This is a genomic window from Pectobacterium peruviense (assembly GCF_002847345.1).
Taxonomy (GTDB): domain Bacteria; phylum Pseudomonadota; class Gammaproteobacteria; order Enterobacterales; family Enterobacteriaceae; genus Pectobacterium; species Pectobacterium peruviense.
In genome coordinates, this window is the sequence record NZ_LXFV01000011.1 from 59,981 (window position 1) to 72,705 (window position 12,725).

General features: G+C 50.7%; 11 protein-coding genes. 1 reads left to right on the plus strand and 10 read right to left on the minus strand.

Translation table 11 applies throughout. The features are described from left to right. Positions 1-15: 15 nt before the first annotated feature. The 9 genes from gspI to A0G03_RS10000 form a co-directional block, all read right to left on the minus strand. Positions 16-381, minus strand: coding sequence for a type II secretion system minor pseudopilin GspI (gspI, locus tag A0G03_RS09960; protein ID WP_048261249.1), 366 nt, complete (start codon positions 379-381; stop codon positions 16-18). Continuing rightward, a complete protein-coding gene (gspH, locus tag A0G03_RS09965) occupies positions 378-944 on the minus strand; it encodes a type II secretion system minor pseudopilin GspH (RefSeq protein ID WP_048261251.1) in 567 nt (188 codons plus the stop codon). Before gspH ends, gspI begins: the two co-directional genes overlap by 4 nt. A 74-nt stretch (positions 945-1,018) precedes the next feature. Continuing rightward, positions 1,019-1,459, minus strand: coding sequence for a type II secretion system major pseudopilin GspG (gene gspG / locus A0G03_RS09970; RefSeq protein ID WP_011094630.1), 441 nt, complete (start codon positions 1,457-1,459; stop codon positions 1,019-1,021). A 67-nt stretch (positions 1,460-1,526) separates the two neighbouring features. Continuing rightward, positions 1,527-2,753: a type II secretion system inner membrane protein GspF gene (gspF, locus tag A0G03_RS09975; RefSeq protein ID WP_011094631.1), complete on the minus strand. Its 1,227-nt coding sequence runs from the start codon at positions 2,751-2,753 to the stop codon at positions 1,527-1,529. A 1-nt stretch (position 2,754) separates the two neighbouring features. Then, positions 2,755-4,251: a type II secretion system ATPase GspE gene (gspE, locus tag A0G03_RS09980; protein ID WP_048261253.1), complete on the minus strand. Its 1,497-nt coding sequence runs from the start codon at positions 4,249-4,251 to the stop codon at positions 2,755-2,757. After that, positions 4,248-6,200 carry a type II secretion system secretin GspD gene (gene gspD, locus A0G03_RS09985; protein ID WP_167389296.1) on the minus strand — a complete coding sequence of 651 codons (1,953 nt, stop codon included), beginning with the start codon at positions 6,198-6,200 and terminating at the stop codon, positions 4,248-4,250. Before gspD ends, gspE begins: the two co-directional genes overlap by 4 nt. 88 nt (positions 6,201-6,288) lie before the next feature. After that, a complete protein-coding gene (gene gspC, locus A0G03_RS09990) occupies positions 6,289-7,152 on the minus strand; it encodes a type II secretion system protein GspC (protein ID WP_048261255.1) in 864 nt (287 codons plus the stop codon). A gap of 50 nt (positions 7,153-7,202) precedes the next feature. Then, entirely contained in the window at positions 7,203-9,182 is a 1,980-nt protein-coding gene (locus A0G03_RS09995; protein ID WP_048261257.1) for a glycosyl hydrolase family 28 protein, read from the minus strand. 155 nt (positions 9,183-9,337) lie between these two features. Then, complete coding sequence (locus A0G03_RS10000; protein WP_048261259.1) at positions 9,338-10,906, minus strand: pectate lyase family protein; 1,569 nt, start codon at positions 10,904-10,906, stop codon at positions 9,338-9,340. Between the two features lie 785 nt (positions 10,907-11,691). Between A0G03_RS10000 and gspB the strand changes: the two genes are divergently transcribed. Continuing rightward, positions 11,692-12,267, plus strand: a complete 576-nt coding sequence (gene gspB / locus A0G03_RS10005) for a type II secretion system assembly factor GspB (protein WP_048261261.1) — start codon at positions 11,692-11,694, stop codon at positions 12,265-12,267. On the opposite strand, the gene gspS is transcribed toward gspB, so the two are convergent. Beyond that, the gene (gene gspS / locus A0G03_RS10010; RefSeq protein WP_011094638.1) at positions 12,264-12,677 is read right to left on the minus strand and encodes a type II secretion system pilot lipoprotein GspS; all 414 of its coding nucleotides are present in this window, start codon (positions 12,675-12,677) and stop codon (positions 12,264-12,266) included. The two genes, gspB and gspS, sit on opposite strands and share 4 nt — an antisense overlap. Between the last annotated feature and the right edge of the window lie 48 nt (positions 12,678-12,725).

The window sequence follows — 12,725 nt, forward strand, 5'->3', positions numbered from 1 at the left end:
TTGTTTCGCTGAACATTATTGTTTCACCACATAGGTGCGTAGCGAGGCATCGGCAGCAAAGGCATCTTTATTACGTCGCACTTCCACATCCAGCGCTTTGGTCTGAGGGTCACCCGTCTCTACGCCCTGCCAGCGCCAATTCCAGCGCACGCCAGCAAATTTCGTTTCCCCTTTCACCCACGATGCTTCTGGCCAACGCTGCTCAAGCCGCAGTTGGACCTGCTGATTTTCCGCCACCCAGCCTGCGAACGTCTTCTCTTCCAGCCGGCTCAAGCTGCTTGCTTGTCTGGCTGTCGTTTGCAAAACGGCAATGCCAGCCAGTGCAAAAACGCTCAGCGCAACCAGCACTTCCACCAGCGTCATCCCTTTCTGTCGCTTCATCGTTTCTTACCCTGACTCATCGACGTCACAAACCGTCCGTTGGCATCGACCTGAAGCCAATTCGAAAGCGCTTTGTTTTCAGACTTAAAGGCCAGACGGAAAGGCGTGATTTCACCACCGGGCAAAATTAGGATATCGGGATCGTCGCCGCTCTGCGTTTTATCCACTTTTTTCCCATCGGCCTGCAATAGTTCAAGCCGCAATGCATCGGGCAGCGTCGCCGATGCGCTCACCCGATACGGTTGCCACGGCTGCCACTTGTAACCCTGCCAGCGGTCGTTGCCTGGGATCGGTGTCTCTTCCGTTGTAGCAGGTCGCTGGAGTTGATAAAACTGCCAGCGATCGGGATAGATGCGCACACCCAGCATATATTCGTTAACCTGACTGTTTTCAGCAGCAAATTCCAACTGCGCCTGAAAACGTGCCAACTGCCAGGCGCTGTCATTCTGGCGTTGGGGAGGAAACGCCATAACCACCATGCTAGCCGCGATGCCAGCCAGTAACACAACCAGCATCATTTCCAGCAGGGTGAATCCCTGCTGCTTCCTCGTTGACCGCTTCATTGCGCTTCTGCCGTCCTTTTCCCACCGCCATCGATGACATTCATCTATAAAAACAGACGTGCTGCCGCATGCTTTTATTTTTTATCAAGATTCCAGTTGCCGATGTCATCTTCTGTTCCCGGCATGCCGTCTGGCCCAAGGGAGAAGATATCCAATTTACCGTGCTGGCCCGGGTTCAGCAGTTGGTAGTCAGTGCCCCACGGATCCTGCGGCAGGCGGCGAATATAGCCATCGGCTGGATAGTTACGCGGTTCTGGCTGTACCGTCGGCTTCGTGACCAGCGCTTTCAGCCCCTGTTCGGTGGACGGATAACGGTTGTTATCCAGCTTGTACATATCGAGTGCGCTTTCCAGAGACACAATATCGCTGACGGCTTTTTGCTTATCCGCCTTTTCCTTATTCCCCATCAGATTGGGCACCACCAGGCTCGCCAATACGCCGAGAATGACGATCACCACCATAATTTCCAACAGAGTAAAACCACGCTGACTATAACCACGTTGACGTTGCTGCATCCTTACTTTTCCTCGTTCAATTGTTGGTTCTCTTACCGAACTTATTGTTGCTACAAGCTCATTGACCTTATGAACTCATTAACGTATTCAGTTGTAGAATCGGTTGTAAAATCGCCAATACGATAAACAGCACGACTGCCGCCATGCTGACCACTAGCAGTGGTTCAAATAACCCCAGCGCCAGCGTCATGTGCGAACTGAATTCACGATCCTGATTATCTGCCGCCCGTTCCAACATGCTGTCCAGCTCGCCGCTGCGTTCACCGCTGGCGATCATATGGCGCATCATCGGGGGAAAGAGCGCCGTCTGTTCCAGCGCTTTGTGCAGGCTAACGCCCTCTCGTACCGCATCCGTTGCCATCGCGAGACGATAGCGGGCATAGTCATTGCTCATCACATCACCGCTAATGCGCATCGCCTGCAACAACGGCACCGCACTGGCATTGAGAATACTGAGTGTTCGCGCGTAGCGTGCCGTATTCAGACCACGAGCTATACGGCCGATCAGCGGTAAATGCAGTATGCGTCGATGAAAACTGACGCGCCGCTTTTCCTGCCGCAGCATCACCCTGAGCGCCATAAATCCAGCCAGCAATGCCAACAGGAACCACGGCCCAAACGTGCGCACGGCATCACTCATCCCCATCAAAACCCGGGTAGAGAGCGGCAGCGCCTGCTTCATATGAATAAATTGCTCGACAACTTTCGGCACCACGACAGACAGCAAAATGCTGACCACAGCAATCGCGACCACGGTTAGCACGCACGGGTAGATCATCGCCTGCTGTATTCGGCTACGCATCTGTTGGCGTTGCTCAGTGTAGTCTGCCAGCCGATTCAACACGGCATCAAGATGACCTGATGTCTCACCTGCGGCGACCATTGCGCAGTACAGCCGTTCAAAGCTGCTGGGAAAGCATTTCATGGCATCAGCCAGCGAATGACCTTCCATGACCTTGCTGCGCACCGCCGCCATCAACTGGCTCAGATGCGGCTTTTCGCTCTGTTTTGCAACCGCATCCAGTGCTTCTTCCAATGGCAACGATGCCGCTACCAGCGTCGCTAACTGGCGAGTCAATAGCGCCAAATCTGAGGTACTGATACGAATTTTACGCCGTAGAGAAAATCCTGTAGAACCCGACTTCTGCTGATCACCTCGGCTTTCATCAACCGACAGTGGCACCAGTCCGCGCTCCCGCAATAACTGACGCGCCTGTCTGGCAGAATCGGCTTCCTGACTGCCACGGCATTTTTTCCCCTGCGCATCCAGCGCCTGATACTGGTACTGTGCCATGTCATTCCTCTTTGGTTACGCGGATCACTTCTTCCCAGGTCGTAAGCCCTGCCAGTACTTTCTCCAACCCGTCCTGACGGATGGTGGCGCGTTTCTCTCCTAAAATCCGCGCTATCGCCATTTCACCGTCACTGCGGTGAATTGCGGCGCGGACATCGTCATTGATCAGCACCAGTTCATGAATACCAATACGCCCACGGTAGCCGGTAAAGCTACACTGCGGACAGCCAACGGGGTTATGCAGCAGCGTATCAGGCGCAATCCCCATCTGTTTCGCCTGAACCGGATCGACCGGCTGTGGCTGGCTACAGTCAGAGCATAGCGTCCTGACCAGACGCTGCGCGAGTACACCCAACAGGGAAGTTGACAGCAGGAAAGGCTCTACGCCCATATCCTGCAAACGAGACAGCGCGCCCAGCGCACTATTGGTGTGTAGTGTGGATAACACGAGGTGACCAGTCAGCGATGCCTGAACGGCAATCTGCGCCGTTTCACCATCACGAACTTCCCCCACCAGCACGACGTCCGGGTCCTGACGCAGAATGGCACGCAGCCCACGGGCAAACGTCATATCCACCTTGGTATTCACCTGCGTTTGTCCGATACCTTCCAGTTCATACTCGATGGGATCTTCCACCGTCATGATGTTACGTTCCGAGGCATTCAGGCGACTGAGTGCCGCGTAAAGCGTGGTACTTTTCCCCGACCCTGTCGGGCCAGTGACCAGAATAATCCCGTGCGGACGGTGGATCAGGCTGTCCAACAGTTGTCGATTACGTTCCGACATGCCTAACAGTTCAAGATCAAGCTTAACGCTGTTTTTATCCAGCAAACGCAGCACGACGCGCTCACCGTAGTTCGACGGTAATGTGGACACGCGCACGTCAATCGCCCGTCCCCCCACCCGCAGCGCCATGCGCCCATCCTGCGGGATACGCTTTTCCGCAATATCCAGCTTAGCCATGACTTTGATACGCGACACCAGCAGCGAGGCCAGCTTACGCTGTGGACGCAAGATCTCACGTAATACGCCGTCAACCCGGAAGCGGATCAGCAAATAGCGCTCATAGGTTTCGATATGAATATCCGACGCCTTATTCTTAATCGCCTCGGTCAACATGGCGTTGATGAGGCGGATAATCGGTGCGTCGTCATCGGCATCGAGCAGATCATCGCTGTCTGGCAGTTCTTCCACCAGCGTATAGAAGTCCATCTCGTTACCGATGTCCTCCATCATACGGCGCGCTTCTTCCGAGTCGCGCTGATAGCTTATGACCAATTGCCGCTCAAATTCTTCTTCCGTGACTCGCTCAATTCTGAGCGAACAGCCCGCAATCCGACGCGCTTCCAGCAAGGCGGTTGACGGCGTCTGCGCGACACAAATCGTCCGAAGGCTCACGTCATTTTCCCCCTGCAAAAGCAGAATTTGCTGCGATCGTGCATAGGCGAAAGGCAATATGGGGCGTAATTCTATAATCGGAGAGGCAACGTCGCTCATTTACCGCCCGCCGGATAGAATGCCACAATAGAGGACTGAACCTGACGGAACGTATAAGCGTTCCCACCCTCTGGCAGGCGCAGCAAATCGTTATCCAGAAGCCCGCCCTCACCGCTATTGACGTTTCTCTGTTTCTGTTCTTCATTGCTGAATGAGTGATATTTACTGGCAGAGGCACTCTGATATTGGCTACGATCGCGGATAATAGAAGGACGGATAAACAACATCAGGTTACGCTTTTTCGTTTCCTGACTGTTTGAACGGAACAAATGCCCCAGAATCGGAATATCGCCCAAGAAAGGCACTTTACTGGCGGACTCATTCGTACTTTTATCCAGCAAGCCCCCTACCACGACGGTTTCGCCGCTGCTGACCAGCACCGCGTTATTAACAGTACGCGTATTGAATGTTGCCCCAAGATTGGTGCTGCTGCTGGAGGCAGCATCAGCCACGCTGGAGACTTCCTGCTCGATTTCCAGCAGAACAGAGTCGCCTTCGTTGATTTGCGGTTTCACCTTCAGTTTGATACCGACCGTTTTACGTTCCACTGTTTGAAAAACGTTGTCACCGGATGTCGTCTGTGAACCCGCTAATACAGGCACTTCCTGACCAACGTTAAACGTCGCTTCCATATTGTCCAGCGTCACAATACTCGGCGTTGCCAGAATATCGTTCTTGCTGTTGCTGGAGAGCGCCGTCATCAGCATGCTCCAGTTGCCCTGATAGAAACCTGCGGCAATCCCGTTGAAGCTGCCAAGTGCACTCGTCGCAGCCGTACCAAGCGTTCCATCACGCCGAAACTGGTCCGCTCCCGCCATCATTGTCGTGATTGGTAACCCCGTATTCGTAAACTGTGTCACCCCAGCATTTTTATTCGCCCATTGAACGCCCAGGTTCATCCCATCGGCATCTTGCACTTCCGCGATGATCGCTTCGACCAATACCTGCGGACGACGGATATCCAACTGTGCAATCACCTGTTCCAGATCGCGCATGATGTCAGGTGCCGCATTCACAATCAGCGAGTTGGTTTGTTCGTGTGCCTTAATCGAAATGTCTTTGCGCAGCGCGGGCAACGCATTTTGTTGATCGGTTTGGATACTGTCACCGACGCCCGTAAGCACTTCGACCAGATCGGCGGCCTTGGCATATTTAAGGTAGATCACTTTGGTATTGCCCTGCACCGCCTGCTGGCGGTCGAGCTGCTTGATCATATCGATAACGCGCTGGCGTGAATTCGGTTCTCCGCGTACCAGTACCGAGTTGGTTCTTTCGTCGGCCACCACATTGGCAGTCAACATGCCTGGCAAGGCGGATTTCTCATCCATCTTGTTCAGTTCATTCACCATCTTCACCACTTCCAGCGAAGAGGCATAAGACAGCGGAATGCTCGTCACATTCCGATCGCCCGTCTGATCAACCCGTTCGACAATCGTCATCAGCCGTTTGATCACACCTGCGCGACCGGTCATCAACAGCACGTTCGACGGTTCGTAATGCACCACACTCCCGGCACCTGCGTTGTCGTTCAACTGACGTAGCAGCGGTGCCAAATCGCGAGCCGCTACGTTATTGACCGGCACGACGCGCGTAACGACTTCATCGCCGATGCCCGGCTTTTCATCGCTCGCCAACGGCATCGAGGTTGATTTCGCATCCTTCGAGCGAATGATTTTCAACACATTGTTATCCATCGGGATAACGGTGAATCCATAGACATCCAATACACTCAGGAAGAACTGGTAATACTGTTCTTCGTTCATCATGTCGTAGCTGCGGACGGTAATCGTTCCGCTGACTGATGGATCGATAATGACCGTCTTATTCAGATTCTTACTGACGGTATTAATAAACTCCTGAATATCCGTGCCTTTAAAACTGGCGGAGAATTCGGCGCTCCACGCCAACGATGACGCCATCAACAGAACACTCCCGCCGAGCAATAACATGCTCTTGCGGCGTACATGACCAAGCCATTGGTTTTTATATTTCGAAAAAACCTGACGCTTAAAAAATCCCTGTCCCTTGCTAAACAAATTAGTGGTCTCCATCCAGTGCCAGATATATATCCTGCTGTTGACCATCACGCTCGACGGTCAAATTAAATTTGCTCATCCCTGCCAATTGAGCCATCGCCTGCTGTGCCTGATCTGCATCGCGTAAATCCATGCCATTTAATGACACAGCGAGATCGTTATCCTGCAAGCCTGCGCGGTAAAAAAGATCGGGATTTTTGCCGGGATTTAACTGATATCCTTTCAGTACTTCTTCTTCCGTGACGGGAGAAATGGTGAGGTAGTCCTGCGCCGAGAAGGGATCTTTTTGTATTTTCTCTTTCACCTGACTAAAAGCGCCAGAAGACGGCGGCGCATCGGCAGTGCTTTCCTCCTGATACAAGTGCAGCGCTTCATAGCGCCCTTGGTACTGGAGCACGACACGATCGGCAGAGATAGTCACAATTTTGGCTTCATAGCCCGGAACGGCATCGCCGACGTTGCGGCTATATTGCTGACTATCTTTAGCGATAATGGCAATCGAACGTTTGGCGTCTTCACTCGCCAATACCCCAGTCAGACTGATATTTAACGATGACAACGGAATATCGCCGGATAATGCGGCGTCGTTAACGGCGGAGGCATCCGCATCGGGAGCATGGCCGAACAAGGTAAAATCACCCGGCGTTGCGGGCTTTTCTTTCGCCTGGGCAGGCGTGACCGACACGCCAATAATGCGTGAGTCTTCAGGTAGGAGAAAGCGCCAGGTCAATACGGCCAACTGCTGACAAATCAGCAGTAAAATCAGCCCCAATACGATACGTCGAATCAGAGGAGCTGGCAGTGACCGAAAAGTGGCAACCAACGAATTAAAAGACGGATCTTTGAACGCTTGCAATCGTGCCATAGGTAATCATCCATAATACTCCCCACACCTAGCGGCGTGGGGAAAATGCCTTATTCCGTTGCGGCTTCCCGGGTGATGGTTTCATCACCGCTGGTCGTCAGCGCGGCATCATTATTTACACGGTCTTCGAGCCTGATATTTTCAATATGACCGAAATTCCAGGCTCCCGGTACATTCTCAAAAATGACATTTTTAAATTCACTGTTCTTCAGGAACGTGATGTCCGTAGCTTTTACATTTTTGAATTTTACATTCTCAAAATGCAAGCCTTGGTGATAAGCATCACGTCCAAAGGAGAACTTATACGCATCAGCCATTTCAAGCACGGTCATCCCGTCGACCATGATGCTGTTTTTCTTCGGTGAACCATCAACCGTGACGTTAGAAACGGTCACATCACGGAACTGTGCGGGTTCTGCCGCAGGCTGGGTATCGTTCACGTCCGCTTTATATTTGATAGTGAACACGAACGGCTCGTTGACAATATCACGCATCGCGTTATTACGGAATACCACGTCACGCGAGCCACCACCATAATAGGGTCGACTCTTCATGCGCAGGCCAACATCCGTCTTATTCATTACGTTATCTTCAGCAACAATTTTTTCAATCCAGGCACCCGTGTGGCTACCCGTTACCACCGCACCATGACCACGGCGGAAGTAGTTATTGAAGATCCAGGCACCGCTCTGCGCTTTTTGCCCCAGCGTCGCCACTTCAGCACCGTATCCCGCTGCAAAGTTTACGCTGTCATCACCCGTATCAAAAAAGTTATTGAATACCATGACGTTCTGGCTGTTTCCGAATTCAATGCCATCCGCGTTATTGGCATCATATGTCGTGTGAACCAACGCATTCATCGCCACATTTTCAGATTCCAGCACCATCACACCGTGATATGCCGGATTCAGAATTGTCAGCCCTTCCAGATACATATTGCTCACACCGCGCAACGTCATCAGGCTTGAGCGGCGGTTTTTGTATGCCTCATCCAGTGACATTCCTTCATTAACGGCCTTGGCCGTTTGGTCTTTTGCCAGAATACCGTCACTGCTGACATTGGTGGCTTTACTCGCACGATAGAGAGGTAAGGTGTTATTTAATTCATCAATTTCAGTAATGTTTGCATCACCGGCTTTAATGCCGCGCATCCAGCCATTGCCATCAATCGTGCCCTGCCCGACGATACGAATATTTTTAAAGGTGCCAGCATGGCTGCTACCCTGATCGTCCGCTTCCAGTACGTTAATCAGCGAAGGCGGGCGCTTAGGCAATTTAGGTGCACTGTACGGATAGAGATAGTAGCCACGGGCAAGTGGGTAATCGTCACCGTTTGCCGACCCCAGCAACGTAGTGCCTTTCGCGACTTCAAACGTCATGTCGCTATGCAGGAACAGCGCACCCGTTTTAAACGTCCCGCCTTCAACTACAACTTTACAGCCTTTCGGATACGCGGCTGGCGTACAGTCATCAATCGCCTTCTGAATCGCCAGCGTATCGTTTGCAATCCCATCCCCTTTCGCACCGTAGTTAGTCACGTTCAATGAGGCTGGCGTGGCCATTGTTTTCTGCACAACCGCTTCACTATCAACGGATTCTTTACCGTCTTCATAAAGCGCGCGTACCGTGAAACGGTACTCTGTTTCCGGCGACAGGTTAGCCACCTTGAAATTATGGAAGCTGACGCGGACGTGCCAGTTGGTGGTATCAATCGCGTTGTAGAAGTTATCGATATAAGGCTTCGCTGGCGAGTGGGTGTTCTGGTTATCAATGGTTCCGCCCAACAAGGTTCCATTCATATAAACACGATAATCTTTAATGCCAGCGGCAGGTTTAGTCGGTTTTTCCCAGGCAAGTACCACGCTGTTGTCATCATAAGCCAGCGTCGGCACTTTAAGATTTTGAGGCGCTGCAGAACGATCGACACCAACATCCGGCGCTGAGTCGCTATCGCTGCATCCGGCAATCAGGCTGCTCAGAACGACTGTCGCGCAGAGTGTAAGACGAGTACGGGGTAAAAAATAAGTCATAGTATTTCCTGTATTTTTACTATTATTTTTCCCGATATATCTCACCCTGCGGCAGATTCATTACCGCAGAATGATTGATATTGGGCAGAGAGATTACAGATAACTATTTCAATAAAAAGAATGTGTTAATGATGATAATGTGTTAATGACGATAACTAGGGGAGAGAAATATCCAGTTTTCCAGAACCCGCGTTTTCCAGGACATATTTCTCAACGGCGGCGATGGATTTCCCAACGCTATACACATAAGGCGGGCTCCATTCCAATTCATTGGTGCAGGTCTCCAGCGCCCATCCCGGCACCGCTTTCCCAGCGCTTGTAGCAGCAGCCTTTTCGGTTTCTTGCAGTGCACTACATTTATCTAAGGCAATTTGATTCAGATTGCTTGCCGGATTGCCATTGAACCAGGAACCATTGTCTTTAAATTTACTTCCCTTATAAGCACCAATAATCAGTTTTTCGTCTGCACTACCGCCCTGGAAATTAAAAACGTTACTTTCGGAAAGAATCGATGAATCGAAACCCATCCCAATCGCATACAGAATGGGATAGTTTGTATCCGTTGCACCACGGTGATAGTTATTCAGCAAATGCACCTGACCAAAGCGCACACGCGGTGAACGCTGCACGCTGTTGTCCCATAAATTGCCTTCAAAAGTGATCCGATATTCCCCTTTATCACCGTCACCAGAGCCAATTAATACCGTTTTGTCATGCTGGGCAAAAATGTTGTAGGAAATTGTCAGGTAATCAGCGCCATCTTCTATATCCAGCAGGCCATCGTGGCGTTGGATATGTTTACCGAACAGCACGGGCTCTAAATGATCGGGATATTCACCATCCGTAAAAGTGCAATGGTCAACCCAGACATTTTTGCTGGCATTAATCGATACGGAATCATAACGCGCATTCCAGTTGCCTTTATCACCGTCGCCCGCATCCCAGGCTGGAGCAAAGTCACGCGGTGCCTGAAATGTAATATTACGGATAATAATGTTGCTGTTATCCGTTTTGCCGAACGTTTGGCTTAACGTATTGAGGGATAAATACCCCTCCACCAGTTTCGCGTTGCTACCTACACCTAAAATCGTGGTATTCGGTGGAACCTGAAATTGAATCTGTGCTTTCTGGTTATTGGCATACTGCGAACGCTGACCATTCTGTTTTTTCAACAGGCTAAGCTCTGCACTGGCGGCCGCCGCATCCGTTCCCCCCGCATCCGCAATGGCTTTCAGCTGCGCCAGATAATTCTGATCGAACGCTTTGACATATAAATCAAAATCGAACGTAGTTTTATTCGGTTTAGTTTTATAATCCTCTGCATTCGCATTGCGGCCATTCCCTAAATCATCACCACGGATAGTGCCTTGCCAATAGATAATCTTAGGTTCTAATTTTGCCTGTAGTTCCGCATCGGCATCGCCTGCGATATAACGGGCGCTGCGAACATTATTTAACGCATCCTTTAATTCCTGACGATTACTGACGATATAAATGCTATTTTCATGCGCACCCTCACCACCCGTCGTCGCGTAAAACTTACCGTCCGTGTTCTGGTATTGTGCAGCCCAACCAAACGGTGTGGTTTTCACCTGCAAATCTGGCGGCGCCGTTTCTGCCACTGGCTGCTGACTATTGTCACACCCAGAAAGTACCATCCCAGAAAGGGCAATAGCTACCGCACAGGTGCGTAAACGACCAGCCCCAATAACCGCTCTAAACATTTTATCCCTCAGTATTTTTTAATTATTAAAATAGAAAAATAAATCCGCAAAAAATCCTGCGATATTAATCGCACACTTTGAAATTTTTTTATTCGTAATTTAGCGGCAGATTGGCTCATCCCTTATTGATAAAAAATCAGCGAAATACCTGTAGTAAAAACCACATAATAGTACTGCCGATTCAACACTCAGGATGCTTAATTAAATTCTTATAACCCCCTCGTTTATTGACGATTAAAACACCAAAAAGAAACACCATACCTACAATGGTAAAACATGGTTTCATTAAAGCAAATTCGCACATTTTTTTTGCGACCCGCATCAAGATTCCATGCGTGATTATTATGATTACAATAGTTTTTAATCAAAATGGAGGAACTGTCACATAACCGAGAGATTCAGTTTTCTGGTGCTTCCTATTTTTTGCAAAATAAGGCATGCAGCACCATCCTACTCACCCGACTTTCGTTTATGATGTGATGCTACACGACCTAAGTACCCCCTAAATAATTCGAGTTGCAGGAAGGCGACGACGCAGTGACAAATTCGTCAAAGACGAATTTGAGCAGCCAAAGGCTGACCTCTGGTGAGAGACATACTTGTCTCTCATTCATCCCCAGGAGCTTACATCAGTAAGTGACTGGGGTGAGCGAGGACAAATCGGCATAGCCGATTTGAACGCCGTAAGCGGCGGCCCTTCAGGGTGAGGCTCATAGATGAGCCGAGTATTGCCAACACACATGCAGCTTGAAGTATGACGGGGATAAATAATTAAGGATTAGCGCGTGGATAACGCACCGGACGCACAGACACACTCACAGCCAGCGCTACTTGCCAGATACCCAATGCCCGGTTATCTGATGGTTGTTTACGCTTTGCTTTTTATCGCCCTAGGCTGGTTCAGCCACCAGCGCTGGGGTAGCCCTACGACGTCTCCGACGACCACGTTGGCCGTTCAAGCCGCCACCTTACCTTCGGCTGAGGGACAAGCGTCGACAGCACTCACAGCGACGCCTCATCAGGGAGAGACTCATGTCGATGCGCCTGCTGCTCCCCTTGAGAAAAAGACCACGCTGTCGTTACCGCCCATCAGCAATGGTGAGATTCCGCCATTGACCTACAGCGCACATGTTTATACGTCGGACGAAGCCAAACGCAGCATCACGCTCAACGGCCTGCAATTCCGTGAAGGCGACTCGCCGATGGAAGGGTTAACCATAGAACAAATTCAGCAGGATATGACCATTTTTAGCGTAGAGGGTGAGGTGTTTATTCTGGAAGCGCTGGAGGATTGGCCAGGCGGAAAATTCAACGAGAATGAACGTTCCGCCGCCAACGAAAGTGGAAATACTACGCCTTAACCGTGGCTGCGCATGGCATCAATAAACGGCGTCAGCGTGCGGTTAAATTCCGAACACTGCGCCTCTTTTGGCGTACTGTCTTTTAATAACCCTTGATACAGGCTTTCACTGCGCTGCGGTAAAGCCTGATAGTTCGCAACATTCCAGCCTCTTTGCTTCGCCACAGTCAACGCAACATTGGCAATCGTCGCATCATCGGGAAGGTCGCTACGGTTACATTTCGATTTGAGATACCGGGTGGCCGCCACCAGCGACGACAGCTGATTCAATTGATCGTTAGAAGAGACCGTTACCGCAGAAGACTGACCTGCCACCGTTCCTTTGTGGGCAGACGTTCCTGTTTGTTGGCACCCGGCCAGCGTGACGCAAAGCAGCGTTAACGCAGAAAATTTAGACAGAGATAACGACATGACAAACTCATCCTGATTGAGATTAACGGTAGGCATTCTAGCAAATGA